16 protein-coding genes are annotated in these 12,920 nt (G+C 61.2%); 8 read left to right on the forward strand and 8 right to left on the reverse strand.

The window, feature by feature from the left end:
• Window positions 1-93: 93 nt before the first annotated feature.
• Both AC1DTN_RS12850 and AC1DTN_RS12855 read right to left on the reverse strand, forming a co-directional pair.
• A complete protein-coding gene (locus AC1DTN_RS12850; protein ID WP_477921408.1) occupies window positions 94-465 on the reverse strand; it encodes a hypothetical protein in 372 nt (123 codons plus the stop codon).
• Entirely contained in the window at window positions 449-880 is a 432-nt protein-coding gene (locus AC1DTN_RS12855) for a YbaN family protein (RefSeq protein ID WP_477921250.1), read from the reverse strand. Before AC1DTN_RS12855 ends, AC1DTN_RS12850 begins: the two co-directional genes overlap by 17 nt.
• Window positions 881-1,093: 213 nt before the next feature.
• Between AC1DTN_RS12855 and AC1DTN_RS12860 the strand changes: the two genes are divergently transcribed.
• Together AC1DTN_RS12860 and AC1DTN_RS12865 are read left to right on the forward strand one after the other, a co-directional pair.
• Window positions 1,094-2,005, forward strand: coding sequence for an acetamidase/formamidase family protein (locus AC1DTN_RS12860; RefSeq protein WP_477921251.1), 912 nt, complete (start codon window positions 1,094-1,096; stop codon window positions 2,003-2,005).
• 114 nt (window positions 2,006-2,119) lie between these two features.
• The gene (locus AC1DTN_RS12865; protein WP_477921252.1) at window positions 2,120-2,875 is read left to right on the forward strand and encodes an IclR family transcriptional regulator; all 756 of its coding nucleotides are present in this window, start codon (window positions 2,120-2,122) and stop codon (window positions 2,873-2,875) included.
• Window positions 2,876-2,893: 18 nt separating this feature from the next.
• Here the strand turns inward: AC1DTN_RS12865 and AC1DTN_RS12870 are convergent, their stop codons facing one another.
• The 6 genes from AC1DTN_RS12870 to pcaQ form a co-directional block, all read right to left on the reverse strand.
• Window positions 2,894-3,379: a DedA family protein gene (locus AC1DTN_RS12870; RefSeq protein WP_477921253.1), complete on the reverse strand. Its 486-nt coding sequence runs from the start codon at window positions 3,377-3,379 to the stop codon at window positions 2,894-2,896.
• 4 nt (window positions 3,380-3,383) lie between these two features.
• Window positions 3,384-3,953 carry a class I SAM-dependent methyltransferase gene (locus tag AC1DTN_RS12875; RefSeq protein WP_477921255.1) on the reverse strand — a complete coding sequence of 190 codons (570 nt, stop codon included), beginning with the start codon at window positions 3,951-3,953 and terminating at the stop codon, window positions 3,384-3,386.
• Window positions 3,954-4,039: 86 nt separating this feature from the next.
• Window positions 4,040-5,410, reverse strand: coding sequence for a sensor histidine kinase (locus tag AC1DTN_RS12880; protein ID WP_477921256.1), 1,371 nt, complete (start codon window positions 5,408-5,410; stop codon window positions 4,040-4,042).
• Window positions 5,407-6,084, reverse strand: a complete 678-nt coding sequence (locus AC1DTN_RS12885) for a response regulator transcription factor (protein ID WP_477921257.1) — start codon at window positions 6,082-6,084, stop codon at window positions 5,407-5,409. The genes AC1DTN_RS12880 and AC1DTN_RS12885 overlap by 4 nt, the downstream gene beginning before the upstream one ends.
• An 81-nt stretch (window positions 6,085-6,165) precedes the next feature.
• Window positions 6,166-7,059, reverse strand: coding sequence for an NAD(P)-dependent oxidoreductase (locus tag AC1DTN_RS12890; RefSeq protein ID WP_477921259.1), 894 nt, complete (start codon window positions 7,057-7,059; stop codon window positions 6,166-6,168).
• Between the two features lie 67 nt (window positions 7,060-7,126).
• Window positions 7,127-8,065 carry a pca operon transcription factor PcaQ gene (gene pcaQ / locus AC1DTN_RS12895; protein WP_477921260.1) on the reverse strand — a complete coding sequence of 313 codons (939 nt, stop codon included), beginning with the start codon at window positions 8,063-8,065 and terminating at the stop codon, window positions 7,127-7,129.
• 93 nt (window positions 8,066-8,158) lie between these two features.
• On the opposite strand from pcaQ, the gene pcaD reads away from it, so the two are divergent.
• The 6 genes from pcaD (at window position 8,159) to AC1DTN_RS12925 (ending at window position 12,726) form a co-directional block, all read left to right on the forward strand.
• Window positions 8,159-8,962 carry a 3-oxoadipate enol-lactonase gene (pcaD, locus tag AC1DTN_RS12900; protein WP_477921261.1) on the forward strand — a complete coding sequence of 268 codons (804 nt, stop codon included), beginning with the start codon at window positions 8,159-8,161 and terminating at the stop codon, window positions 8,960-8,962.
• The gene (gene pcaC / locus AC1DTN_RS12905) at window positions 8,959-9,357 is read left to right on the forward strand and encodes a 4-carboxymuconolactone decarboxylase (RefSeq protein WP_007821046.1); all 399 of its coding nucleotides are present in this window, start codon (window positions 8,959-8,961) and stop codon (window positions 9,355-9,357) included. Before pcaD ends, pcaC begins: the two co-directional genes overlap by 4 nt.
• Before the next feature lie 10 nt (window positions 9,358-9,367).
• The gene (pcaH, locus tag AC1DTN_RS12910; RefSeq protein ID WP_477921262.1) at window positions 9,368-10,117 is read left to right on the forward strand and encodes a protocatechuate 3,4-dioxygenase subunit beta; all 750 of its coding nucleotides are present in this window, start codon (window positions 9,368-9,370) and stop codon (window positions 10,115-10,117) included.
• Between the two features lies 1 nt (window position 10,118).
• The gene (pcaG, locus tag AC1DTN_RS12915; RefSeq protein ID WP_477921264.1) at window positions 10,119-10,730 is read left to right on the forward strand and encodes a protocatechuate 3,4-dioxygenase subunit alpha; all 612 of its coding nucleotides are present in this window, start codon (window positions 10,119-10,121) and stop codon (window positions 10,728-10,730) included.
• Between the two features lie 119 nt (window positions 10,731-10,849).
• Window positions 10,850-11,896 carry a 3-carboxy-cis,cis-muconate cycloisomerase gene (locus AC1DTN_RS12920; protein ID WP_477921265.1) on the forward strand — a complete coding sequence of 349 codons (1,047 nt, stop codon included), beginning with the start codon at window positions 10,850-10,852 and terminating at the stop codon, window positions 11,894-11,896.
• Window positions 11,897-11,958: 62 nt separating this feature from the next.
• On the forward strand, window positions 11,959-12,726 hold the full coding sequence (locus AC1DTN_RS12925) for an SDR family oxidoreductase (protein ID WP_310382440.1): 768 nt from the start codon (window positions 11,959-11,961) through the stop codon (window positions 12,724-12,726).
• The last annotated feature ends 194 nt before the right edge of the window (window positions 12,727-12,920 follow it).

Genomic DNA, 12,920 nt, shown 5'->3' on the forward strand with positions numbered 1-12,920 from the left:
GAAAACGCTCAAAAAGGGATAAGACACGGCCAAAGCCGCGTGGAGGCTCGATTTGGCGGGATTGCATTCAGCCGTGTCATGCGTCCGTTGGGCCTAGCGTCCTCTGTTTTCCCGCGATGCCGGCAGTGTCGTGCTCTCCCAATGCCATTCGACATTTCCGGGTACGAAACCGAGCTTGAGGTTCCTGCGACCAATAATTCGACGGCTTCCGGTGTTCGGCGCCAGATGATCAATATCCGTCAGGAACGCGTCGAAACTGTCGCGCCAGCGTGGATCGATATGGTGGTCAGACGCAAGCATGCGTCGGTATTGTTCCCGCAGGAACTTGTGCTTATGAGTTTTTGGCATGGTGCTCAGATGGGAATGTTGGGGTATGGGAGCAATAGCGAGCGCGCCGTATAATTTGAGTTTAGGTTCGTTGTAAAGTGGCTCTTGTCGTAAACGTAGATTAGCCGCCGCTTTCATCCGGCTCGCTACATCGGCTGGAACTTGGCCGCGAAGCGACGTAGGTGGCACAAGCCAGGATCAATGCACCGACGATGATTGCAATAGAAACCGATGGCTTCGAGGTAACGAAGAATATCGCATATCCGGCCGACATCCCCATCAAGGCTAGAATCTTGGATTTCCTGGAAATTGCGCCATTTTCACGCCAGTCGCGCAGCGAGCCGCCAAATCGACTGCGCATCAGATAGGCCTCCAGGCGTGGGGATGACCGGCTGAAAAACCACGCAGCCAGGATCAGGAAGATCGTCGTCGGCATGAGCGGAAGAATGGCACCGATAATTCCAAGACCGACCATCAGCAGGCCAAGGCAAATGAAGACCGCCCGTTGGAACAAACTGCGCGGCGGGCCGGGCATAGAACTCAATTCACGCACTCCTTATCAGGTCGTCAGCCTCACGATGGCCTGCAACGAAAAGATCAAAATCTCCTGCTGCCTCGCATCTTGGAGTCTCGGCGCCATATTTCACCACACACCCATGGAAGCCCGAATATTTCACGTCGACGGTTGCCCAACAGACGCGTAAGTTCGTCGAACCAGCACATCACCCTGCGCACCCATTCCCAACACCCGAGCGGAACACATAGAATGACGACCCACCATTTCGTCGCAACTGCCTTTTACAACGTTATTGGAACCATGCCTCCGGCTTTGAAGATCGCGAGCGGCGACACAGTCGTAACCCGCACACTTGACGCTTGGGGTTATGACGAGAATGACGTCCTGCAGGCACACGGTCCAAATCCCATGAACGGGCCGGTCTTCGTCGAGGGTGCCGAACCCGGAGATGCCCTCAAGGTCGAAATCCTGGACATGAACCCCACGAGGGATACTGGGTTCACGCGCAGCGTGTTGGCGGCAAATGTCATTGATCCCGAGGCCGTTCGCGACCTTCCAAGATCTGAAAAGACGCTGTGGGATATCGACCGGCAAGCGATGACTGTGAAACTGAAGGAACCTGTTGCCGGCATCGAAAATCTGGTCCTGCCATTGTCACCGATGATCGGATGTTTCGGCGTGGCGCCGAGCTTTGGTCAGGCGATCTCAACGGCGACGAGCGGTGCGTATGGCGGAAATATGGATTATCGCGTGCTCGGTCCAGGCGCGACGATCTGGTTCCCCGTCTTCGCGCCCGGCGCATTGTTCTTTCTTGGCGACGGCCATGCGGTCCAGGGTGACGGCGAAATCGTCGGCACCGGTGTAGAGACGACGTTCGAAGTCACTGTCCGGCTGACAGTTGAAAAGGGAAGGCCAATGTCCTGGCCGAGGGCTGAAACTGCTGATGACGTCATCACCATCGGCAATGCGAGGCCGCTCGACCAGGCTCTGCAGCATGCGACGACCGAAATGTTGAACCTGCTTGTTATAGACTACGGCCTGACCACGGTGGCGGCCAGCCATCTGCTCGGCCAGGTGATCCGTTACGACATCGGCAACGTCTTCGACCCCGCATATACGGTTGCCTGCCGGGTTGCGAAGAAATGGCTTCCAGCGCGCTGACCGATCGCCACCGGCGAAGGCAGCCAGGGATCGAAAGCTCGTATCATCTTCGATCCGGCCAAAGATCCGGCAAGCCTTAACTTCTGACCCATCACGAGGAAATCAGACAAATCCATGCGGGAAAGTGATTTCGTCAGCGGCTTCGCCCGCGGTCTCAAGGTGATCGAAGCTTTCGGCGAAATGCATCGTCGGCTATCAATCACCGACGCGGCGAAGCTCACCGGCCTCGACCGCGCCACGGTGCGTCGCTCGCTACTGACGCTCGCCGAGCTGGGTTACGCCGATTACGACGGCAAGTTCTTCACTCTGACGCCGAAGATCCTGCGGCTCGGGCATGCCTATCTGGAGGCAACCCCGCTGCCGTTGCTCATCCAGCCACATCTTGACGCGCTCTCCGAGAAAGCCGGTCAGAGCGCATCCGCATCAGTGCTCGACGGCACTGACATCGTCTATGTCGCCCGCGCCTCGCAGCGCCGTGTCATGTCGATCAACCTCACTCCTGGCAGCCGCCTTCCCGCCTATTGTGCTTCGATGGGTCGTGTCTTGCTTGCAGCCCTACCGGAGGCCGAAGCCCGGGCTGTGCTTTCCAGGAGCGAGCTGAAAGCGAACACCCCGAACACGAAGACCGATCCCGGGGAATTGATGGCCGAATTCCGGAAGGTCCGCGCCGAGGGTTATGCCCTCATCGATCAGGAGCTGGAGCTCGGCCTCTGCTCCATCGCCGTGCCTGTCGAGAACGATCGCGGCCAGACGGTCGCCGCCATCAATATCGGCGCGCCGGCCGCCCATGTGCCGGCGGCTGAGATGGTCGCCCGCTACCTGCCGCTCCTGAAGGAAACCCAGGCCGCGCTGCGTACCGTGCTGCGCTAACGCATGTCGCGCAACGCTTTAGAAATGCCGGACCATCCAGCCGGCCGAAATCAGCGCGCCGTTCCAGATGAGACAGCCGATGAATGTGGCAACCGCAAAACGGATGGCATCGATCGAGACCACCGACGAAGCAAGGCCCGAATAGACCCGTGCGGCCGGCACGAGCTGCACCAGCGCCATGCGCGTCATGCTTTCCGCGTACCAGCCCGAGGCTCTGCGTGCTACCGTGAAGCGCCCAAGCCATGCCGACAACGACCGAAGGCCCGGAGAGGCACCGGAGAAGCGCGCCAGATAGTACCAGCAAAGCGACCCGGCCATCGAACCGAAGGCGGAGATGATGACCAGCGGGATCACAGCCGAAAATTCCGAGCCTGCCGTCAGCCCGAAGAACAGGTAGATGCCGACGGACGGGACGACCGGAACCAGTTTTTCCAGCATCGCGACAAGCATCACGCCGCAGAGGCCTGTTGCAAGGATAAAGGTCACGAAGTTCGGCAAGGTCATATCGTCACTCCGGCCGGCGCGAAATGCGAAAGACGCTGGCGGGCGGGATATTCAGGCGCACCCGGCCGAGCCTCTCTGCCCGCAGCCCGAAGTCATCGAGCACGTCTGCCGGTACAGAGCAGGCATGGCCGTAGGTGAACTGGTAGAATGCGCCGCCATGTTCCAGCAGGCCAAAGCTGCCGCCGACAATGGCGCGGATGATTTCCGAGGGCATATTGCGAAAGGGCAATCCGCTGACGATTGCCGCCTGCGGTCCAAGCTCCGCCTTGCAGGCGGCAAGCTCGCGCGCATCGCGCTGGAGTATCGTTACGTCAGGAAACCGTTGTTGCAGCGGAGCGATGAAGCGGGTTTCGAGTTCTACCAGCGTGAGGTCTCGCGCCGGCAGGCCGCGTTTCAGAAGCGCCTCCGTGAAAACCCCTGTGCCGGGACCGAGCTCCAGCACCTTGCCTGCGGAAGGCTCAATTTCGCTGGTCATCAGCCGCGCCAGCCGCCCTCCCGAGGGCACGATCGCGCCGATTTTCCTGGGCTCGGCGAGAAGCGCGCTAAAGAAGGCGGCCAGCGGCGGCTGTTGCATGCGGGTCTCCAGCATCGAATGTCCGTCTACGGTATTCCCCTTTCAAATGATGCGAACATGACGTGCACCCGCGCCATCGGAAAGATTCATGCGGTCTGGACCGTCGGCTCGAAGCTCATGTTGAAGCTTGCCCCACCGCTCTCCGCATTCGACACCCATACGCGCCCGTGGTGCAGCTTGACGATCTCGCGCACGAGATGGAGGCCAAGCCCGATGCCCTGGCTGCGACCGTTCGCACGCTGGAAGGGCTCGAAGATCCGCTCCTGGTCCTCAGGCGCGATACCAGGGCCTTCATCGCTGACGGAAATCTGTGCAGGGCGCTCGACCGCAATCGTGATCGTACCGCTCCTGCCGCCATGCTGGATGGCGTTCTGCACCAGATTGGCAATCGCCCGTTCCAGCGCCGTCTCATCGCCGAGGATGCGCTCCGGCATCGAACGCAACTCGAAATTCGCCTGATAGCCGGCGGCAATGATCAGCGGTGCAAGCTCGGCGGCCTGCCGCCGCGCAACGGTCGCAAGGTCGATGGAGCAATCCAGTACCGGCTCCTGATTAAGCCGCTGCAGGTCGAGCAGCTGCTGGGCTAGCGTCGAAAGACGGGCGACATCTTCCAGCAGCCGGTTGGTCGCCTCCGTCGGCGGCATGGTTTCCAGCCGGTTTTGCAAGATGGCGATCGGCGTGCGCAGCTCATGGGCAGCGGCCAACATGAAGCGGCGCTGCTTGTTGTGGTCGTCGTCGAGACGCTGCAGCGTCTCGTTCATGGCGATCACCAGCGGCGCGACTTCCTCCGGCACGTTCTCGAGCGGCAGCCGGTAGCCGCGTGTCGTCCCGTCAATGCCCTGTGCTGCCTGTGCCACTTCGCTCAATCCGCGGTGGATACCGCGCGCCACGAAGGGTGTGACCGCCAGTGTGATCAGGCCCGTCAGCAAAATGACCGGCAGCACGATACCTGAAGCGATTGCCATGAAGACGACCAGAAGTTTGCCGGCCGAAAGGCTGCCCTGTCGGCCGACGATGACGAGCAGATCGCCGTGATCCGTCTTTATTTTCTGCAGGCGCGCGGCAATCGTCGCGGGATTGTCCTCGTCCCCATTGAAACGGGCTTCGGCGATATCGGTACCCGACGCGGCGATGGCGAGATATTGCGCCGGCACATTGCCTTCGCTGACCATGCGTCCCTGCTGATCGCGCACCAGAAACCAGAAGTCGGCCGCCTTGTCGCGCTGATAGCCCAGATCGTCGGTGTTGGTGATACGCATCGAACCGTCGGCATGCCAGGCAATCGATTCCGTGACCGCATCGATTGCATGTTCATCGGGTGCGAAGATGCCACTCATGCCCGAAATCCAGAAGACGAAGGCAAAGGCGATCGCAATCAGCACCAGGGTCGCTGCCTGCAGCGCCACCAGCCGGCGGATCAGCCTCCATTTCAGCGAATAGAACTTCATCTTCTTCATGGCCGGGCCTGCCGGATCAGATAACCGACGCCGCGGATCGTATGGATCTCGACCCCCGCGCACGCCGCATCGAGCTTGCGGCGCACGCGCGAAACATGCGCGTCGAGGGCATTGGACTGGATCTCGTCGTCCATGCCGTAGACCGCTTCCTCGAGGCTGGAGCGCTCAACCGTGCGGCCGGCCCGACGCATCAGCGCTTCCAGCACCAGCAATTCGCGGCGAGGCAGTTCGAGCGCCATCTCGCCGACACGCGCCTCGCGGTTGCGCAGGTTGAAATGCAGCCGGCCAAGGCACAAGCTCTCGATCTCGATATTACCCGGACGGCGCAGAATGGCCCGCAAACGCGCCATCAACTCCTCGACCGCAAAGGGTTTGGCGAGATAGTCGTCGGCACCGAGATCGAGGCCTTCTATCCGGTCCTTCAGATCGCCGCGCGCCGTCAGCATGATAACCGGGACAGCCGGCTGGATACGGCGCGCGTCGGCGATCAGCTCCAGCCCGTCGCCGTCAGGCAGGCTGCGGTCAAGCAGCAGGGCATCATAGCTGTTCAGCCGCACGGCCTCCTCGGCCGCCTCGATGGTAGAAACGTGGTCCGTGATGATATTGTTGTTGCGGAGCGCCGCCACGAGCACGGCGGCCATTTCCGGTTCATCTTCCGCCAGCAAGACGCGCATTTAACCGTCCAACTTCAAAAGCTGCTCTCTGCACAGGCAAGATTGCGTCAGCATGACGCCAAATGCCAGAGCGGTGTGGCGTCAATCCCCGAAAGGCAGGCTGATTTCCTCGGTTCGCGCTTCAAGGGCGCGAATGACGGCCGCCATATCCTCGCGCCCGAAACCCAGGCTTTCGGTTTCGGCATAGAGCGTATGGCAGGCATCGAGCAGCGGCGAGGCGATGCCCGCCTGCCGCGCCGCTTCGGCGACCAGCCTGTTGTTCCTCAACACGTCAAAGATCGCCGCCTGCACTGAGAAATCCCGCTCCACCAGCTTGCCACTCTTGATGCGTGATATTCCGCTCGCCATCTGGCCGGCATCGACGACGGCCCTGAAAATCCCCATATCCAGCCCCTGCCTGCCGGCAAAATGAGCCGCCTCCGCCAAGCCCGTGACCGACGTGATGAGAAAGATGTTGACGGCGAGCTTCATCAACAGCGCATTCGGCACTGCGCCGCAGACGACCATCTCGCGGCACATGGGCGTCAGCAGCGAACGGACCTCCTCGATCACGTCAGCCCCTCCGGCAAGCATGGCCACAAGCTCGCCCTCCTCCGCCGGCCGGCGCGAACCCGAAACGGGCGCCTCGACATACCGGCCGCCGGCTGCGCGGATATCCGCTTCTAGCGCTTTCGAATAGGCCGGCGCCGTCGTTCCCATATGGATGATGACATGCCCCGCGACGCGTGCGGCAAAATCAGGCGTGCCACGCCCGAGAACCGTGTCAATCACCACCTCTGTCGCCAGCATCAGGATAACGGTGCTGGCCTTGCCGAACACCGCATCCACATCGGCAGCCACCTCGGCGCCGGCCGCCCGCAACCTTTCCACACTTTCCGGCGAACGGTTCCAGACGATGAGGTCGCGGCCTGCCCGCGCGAGATTAAGCGCCATCGGCGTGCCCATCACGCCGAGACCGATGAAGCCTGTTTTCATTACTGCCGCCTCCTTGGATAGCCAGGGGCAACAAGTCTACGAACAAAGGTGGCTGCTGTCTTGAAGGTTAGTGCGCAGGTGCGGGCTGGCCAGAAACTTCCAGCGCCGCCTCGCGGATCGTCTGCGTGAGGATCGACAGCGGCAGCGAAGGAATGGAATCCGTACGCACCGTCAGTCCGACCGGCCCCTTCGTCTCGCTGGTATCGACCGGCAGGGCGGCCAGCACGCCATCGGCAATATCGCGTGCGACTACACCATTGGAAATAATCCAGATCGCGTCGCTGTCGCGTACGAAAGCGCGGCCAAAGGCATCGGAAACCGTTTCGATCTGGCTTGGCAGACTGGCGACGCCATTGGCAATCAGAAAATTCTCAACCACCGGCCGGATAATCGAACCGCGGGTCGGCATCAGAAGCGTATAGCGGCCGAGATCAGCGAAGAGCGATTTGCCGGAGGCAAGCAGCGGATGGCCGGCGCGCACGGCAAAGACGACCTGTTCGGAATAAAGATGCTCGAAGGAAAAGCCGGCCATCCTTTCCGCTCCCGCCAGACGCCCGACGACGAGGTCGAGATCGCCTATGCGCAGTTGCTCCAAAAGCACGGCATTATCGCCGGTTACGATCTTCACCCGGCTCCAGGTATTTTCCTTCAGAAACAGGTCCATCGCCCGTGGCATGATGCGCGTCGAGACCGTTGGCAGCGCGCCGATACGGATCGGCGGAGCATCGCCGAACTGCTCCTGCGAGACGGAATCAAGCCCCTGCCGCAGCGCCGTCAGCGCAGCACCCGCATGGCGCAGGAAGACCTCGCCGTAGCGTGTGATCCGGATGCCACGCCCATCACGCTCGAAGACGCCGACACCGAGCGCCTGTTCCAGCTCACGGATCGTCTTGGTTACCGCCGGCTGGCTGACATGCAAAAGCTCGGCCGCCTTCATCACGCTTTTCTGCCGCGCCACCTCGACAAAGGCCTGCAGATGGCGAAACTTGATGCGGCTATCGATCATCGCCTTCATAACCCGTGAGTTATTGGAAAGCTGGAAAATATCATTTTACTTAACCGGATCAACTCACCAAATTGGGTGTGGAGGAGATTTAAAGTGCAGTTTGCCAGTATCAACGATGTAACGATCCACTACCAGCTCATCGGGGCTCCAGCTGACAGGCCGGTTATCGTCTTTGCCAATTCGCTCGGCACGGATTTCCGAATCTGGCGGGATGTGATCGTCCGTCTTGCCGGCGACTTCGCCATCATTCTCTATGACATACGCGGCCACGGCCTCTCCGATGTCGGACAGGTGCCCTACGCCATGGAGGATCATGCCACCGACCTTGCCGGCCTGCTCGACCTTCTCTCGGTCAAGGATGCGGTCATCTGTGGTCTCTCGGTCGGGGGCCTTATCGCCCAATCGCTCTACCAGCGCCGTCCGGATCTGGTGAAGGCGCTGATTCTCTGCGACACAGCCCACAAGATTGGCACGGTCGAAAGCTGGAACAACCGCATCGCCGCCGTCGAGAAGAATGGCATCGCCAGCATTGTCGACGTGGTGATGGAGCGCTGGTTCACACCAGCCTTCCGCCGACCGGAAAACATCGCCTATGCCGGCTACTGCAACATGCTGATCCGCCAGCCGGTAGAAGGTTATGTCGCCACCTGCGCGGCGATCCGCGACGCCGATTTCACCGAAGCCGCGCGCAAGATCAAAGTGCCGACCATCTGCGTGGTCGGTGATCAGGACGGCTCGACGCCGCCGGATCTGGTGCTCTCAACGGCAAAACTGATCCCTGACGCGCGCTATGAAGTCATCAAGGATTGCGCCCATATTCCGCCTGTAGAGCAGCCGGAAGCCCTGACGGCGATCATCCGCGCCTTCCTCTCATCCATTGGAGAAAAGAGCCCATGAGCGACACCGCGTCCGAACGCTATCACCAGGGCATGGTAACCCGCCGCTCCGTTCTCGGCGATGCTCATGTTGACCGCGCGCAGGCGGCCTCAACCGAATTCGACAGGCCGTTCCAGGAGCTGATCACCGAGGCTGCCTGGGGCCATGTCTGGTCCCGGCCGGAGCTGACGAAACGCGAGCGCTCGATGATCACAATCGCCCTGCTTGCCGCGCTCGGTCAGGATGACGAGGTGGCAATGCATGTGCGCGCCACCGCCAATACCGGCGCCTCGCGGGAGGATATTCGCGAGGCGCTGCTGCATGTGGCAATCTATGCCGGTGTGCCGGCGGCCAATCATGCGATCAAGATCGCAAAGCAGGTTTTCGAGCAGATGGACGCTGGCAAGGCGGCCTGAGGGGGAGAGAATGTCCGACTTACCGAACCGCAAGCCAGAAACCGGGGCCTTTTTCGCTCGTGACCGCGCCTGGCACCCGCCGGCCTATGCGCCAGGCTACAAGACCTCGCTCCTGCGCTCGCCCCAGCGCGCGCTGCTATCGCTCGACGGAACGATCTCGGAAATCACCGGCCCGGTCTTCGGCCATTCGATGATTGGCGAGATGGATAACGACTTGATCCATAATTTCGCCCGGCCCGGCGAGAGCGCCATCGGCGAGCGCATCATCGTGCACGGCCGGGTGCTCGACGAGCGCGGCCGGCCGCAGGCTGGCGTTCTCGTGGAATTCTGGCAGGCCAATGCCGGCGGTCGCTACCGCCACAAGAAGGAAACCTATCTCGCCGCCATCGACCCGAATTTCGGCGGCTGCGGCCGCTTCATCACCGATGAGGAAGGCCGGTATTTCTTCCGCACCGTGCGGCCCGGCGCCTATCCCTGGCCGAACGGCGTCAACGACTGGCGCCCGGCCCATATCCACTTTTCGATCTTCGGCCACGGTTTCTCGCAGCGCCTGATCACGCAGATGTATTTTGAGGGCGATCCGATGATCTGGAAATGTCCGATCGTCGGCTCTATCCCGGACAAGGCGGCGATCGAGCAGCTTATCGCGCCGCTCGATTGGGGCAATACGATCCCGATGGACAGCCGCGCCTATAAGTTCGATATCGTGTTGCGCGGTCGTCGCTCGACCATGTTCGAAAACAAGCCGGAGGGGAACTGACATGCAGGAACTCGGCTACCTCAAGGAAACCCCATCCCAGACCGCCGGCCCCTATGTGCATATCGGCCTGACGCCGAATTTCTGCGACATCGCCGGCGTCTATGATACCGACCTCGGTATTCAGATGGTCAATGACAAGACGCTCGGCGAGCGCATCACCATCAGTGGCCACATCTTCGACGGCGCCGGCGCGCTGGTGCGCGACGCTGTGATCGAGATCTGGCAGGCCGACAGTGCCGGCCTCTATAACAGTCCCTCGGAAATGCGCGGCACAGCCGATCCGAACTTCACCGGCTGGGGCCGCTGCCCCACCCGCGCAGAAGACGGTGTCTACAGCTTTGAGACCATCAAGCCCGGCAAGGTGCCGTTCAAGGACGGGCGCAAGATGGCGCCGCACATCACCTTCTGGATCGTTGCCCGCGGCATCAATATCGGCCTGCACACACGGATGTATTTCCCGGAAGAGCGGGAAGCCAACGCCGCCGATCCGATCCTGGCGCGCATCGAGCACCGTGATCGTGTGCCCACGCTGATCGCCACCCGCGACGGTGCGAACCTGACCTTCGACATCTATCTTCAGGGGCCGAAGGAAACGGTGTTTCTCGACATCTGACCCGCACGCTGACGCTACTTGTCCACAATGTGCCGGGCAAGTAGCCTCGTGCTGCCCTAACTTGTCCTGAGCTTGATGGCGCGACAGGCCAGACGGGCGGTTATGAAACGAGACTCCGAATGACCACTTCCCCTTTCGATCATCCCTTCCTCTCCGGCCTGCTCAGCGACAGTGAAATAGCCCCGTATTTTTCCGCCGAGGCGGATATCCGGTCAATGCTGTCTTTCGAGGCAGCGCTTGCTCGTGCCGAGGCCACACACGGCGTCATTCCGGCTGAAGCCGCACGGGAGATTGGCCAGACCTGTGCAGGTTTCACCCCCGACATGGAAAGCCTAAAAGCCGCGACCGCCCGAGATGGCGTCGTCATTCCCGATCTGGTTCGGCAGCTTCGGGAAGCAGCAGGGGAAGAGGTTGCAAAGCACGTCCATTTTGGGGCGACCAGCCAAGATGTCATCGACACCAGCCTCATGCTGCGGCTGAAATCTGTGAGCTTCCTCTTTGGCGCACGCCTGCATTCGGTAGTCACGGGACTTGCCGCACTCGAGCGCCAACTCGGCAACAACCGCCTGATGGGCCATACGCGCATGCAGGCCGCGATCCCTATCACCGCTGCCGATCGCATAGCCGCCTGGCGGCTGCCGTTGGAGACCTATCGAGACCGGCTGACGGAGCAGACCTTCCCCGTTCAGTTCGGCGGTGCTGCCGGCACGCTCGAAAAACTCGGACCCGAGGCATCCGCCGTGCGCGCCTCGCTGGCACTGGAACTGGGGCTGACCGACGAGCCGCAGTGGCAGAGCCGGCGGAGCCGCCTTGCCGATCTCGCCAATCTCTACTCATTGATTTCGGGCAGCCTTGGCAAATTCGGACAGGACGTGGCGCTGCTCGCCGAAGCCGGAGGCGAGATCGAGCTTGCGGGCGGCGGCACATCCTCGGCCATGGCCCACAAGCAGAATCCGGTCGCCGCCGAAACATTGGTCGCGCTTGCCCGGTTCAACGCCACGCAGCTTTCAGCGATCCACCACTCGCTCGTCCATGAACAGGAGCGATCGGGCGCCGCCTGGACGCTCGAATGGCTGGTGCTGCCGCAGATGGTCATGGCGACTGCCGCGTCATTGCGGCTCGCCACGGAACTCGTTGGTAATATCAAGCGTCTAGGGACGAACTGATCACCTTTGCACTCAGTCGGTAAAACCGGCTATGCAGGGATGGTGATTTCAGGAGTGATCCCGTGACCTTTCCCCTCTTCGATCTTTCCGGCCGCCGAGCGCTCGTGACAGGCTCCAGCCAGGGCATCGGCCATGCGCTGGCGCTCGGGCTTGCCGAGCACGGGGCCTCAGTCATCATCAACGGGCGCAATGCCCAGAAAGCGGAAGCGGCAGCCAAAGCGATCCGTGAAAACAAAGGCCATGCCGTCAGCGCTGCCTTCGATGTAACCGATGCCGAGGCCTGCCGTTCGGCGATCGACTATATCGAAGCGGAAATCGGCCCGATCGATATTCTCGTCAACAATGCCGGCATGCAGTTTCGCACGCCGCTGGAGGACTTCCCGGTCGAAAAGTGGGACGAACTTTTCCGCACCAACGTTTCCAGCATCTTCTATGTCAGTCAGCCGGTCGCGCGGGCGATGATCGGCCGCGGCCGCGGCAAGATCATCAACATCGCCTCGGTACAGGCTGAACTCGCCCGCCCAAATATCGCGCCCTATACGGCGACTAAGGGCGCTGTGCGCAATCTCACCCGTGGTATGGCAACGGACTGGGCAAAACACGGTTTGCAGGTCAATGCCATTGCACCCGGTTATTTCAAGACGCCGCTCAACCAGGCGCTTGTCGATGATCCGAAATTTTCCGCATGGCTTGAGGCCCGCACGCCGGCCGGCCGCTGGGGCGATGTCAAGGAGTTGGTGGGTGCGGCTGTCTTCCTGGCATCGGACGCGTCGTCCTTCGTCAATGGTCATATGCTGATGGTCGACGGTGGGATTACGACGTCGCTCTGAGCTTAATCGCCTCCTCCGTCGCCACCGCCATCATCTCCATCAGCGAAATCAAAACTCATTTCGAGTCCGCCCTCGGCTTGGCTACGAACAGAACGCCGTGGAAAACGAAGGCGCGCCCACCAGATAGGGTTCCAAGACGAGAATACGGCAAATGCGACGATCAGGATGGAAACGACCGCGAGGCCTATAAGGAT

This window comes from Rhizobium sp. 01T444 (assembly GCF_056398305.1).

Excerpts from the sequence above, each read along its gene's own strand:
- AC1DTN_RS12850 (WP_477921408.1), bottom strand. The coding sequence starts at position 465 with ATGAAAGCGGCGGCTAATCTACGTTTACGACAAGAGCCACTTTACAAC.
- AC1DTN_RS12860 (WP_477921251.1), top strand. The coding sequence starts at position 1,094 with ATGACGACCCACCATTTCGTCGCAACTGCCTTTTACAACGTTATTGGA.
- AC1DTN_RS12865 (WP_477921252.1), top strand. The coding sequence starts at position 2,120 with ATGCGGGAAAGTGATTTCGTCAGCGGCTTCGCCCGCGGTCTCAAGGTG.
- AC1DTN_RS12870 (WP_477921253.1), bottom strand. The coding sequence starts at position 3,379 with ATGACCTTGCCGAACTTCGTGACCTTTATCCTTGCAACAGGCCTCTGC.
- AC1DTN_RS12875 (WP_477921255.1), bottom strand. The coding sequence starts at position 3,953 with ATGCAACAGCCGCCGCTGGCCGCCTTCTTTAGCGCGCTTCTCGCCGAG.
- AC1DTN_RS12880 (WP_477921256.1), bottom strand. The coding sequence starts at position 5,410 with ATGAAGAAGATGAAGTTCTATTCGCTGAAATGGAGGCTGATCCGCCGG.
- AC1DTN_RS12885 (WP_477921257.1), bottom strand. The coding sequence starts at position 6,084 with ATGCGCGTCTTGCTGGCGGAAGATGAACCGGAAATGGCCGCCGTGCTC.
- AC1DTN_RS12890 (WP_477921259.1), bottom strand. The coding sequence starts at position 7,059 with ATGAAAACAGGCTTCATCGGTCTCGGCGTGATGGGCACGCCGATGGCG.
- pcaQ (WP_477921260.1), bottom strand. The coding sequence starts at position 8,065 with ATGATCGATAGCCGCATCAAGTTTCGCCATCTGCAGGCCTTTGTCGAG.
- pcaC (WP_007821046.1), top strand. The coding sequence starts at position 8,959 with ATGAGCGACACCGCGTCCGAACGCTATCACCAGGGCATGGTAACCCGC.
- pcaH (WP_477921262.1), top strand. The coding sequence starts at position 9,368 with ATGTCCGACTTACCGAACCGCAAGCCAGAAACCGGGGCCTTTTTCGCT.
- pcaG (WP_477921264.1), top strand. The coding sequence starts at position 10,119 with ATGCAGGAACTCGGCTACCTCAAGGAAACCCCATCCCAGACCGCCGGC.
- AC1DTN_RS12920 (WP_477921265.1), top strand. The coding sequence starts at position 10,850 with ATGACCACTTCCCCTTTCGATCATCCCTTCCTCTCCGGCCTGCTCAGC.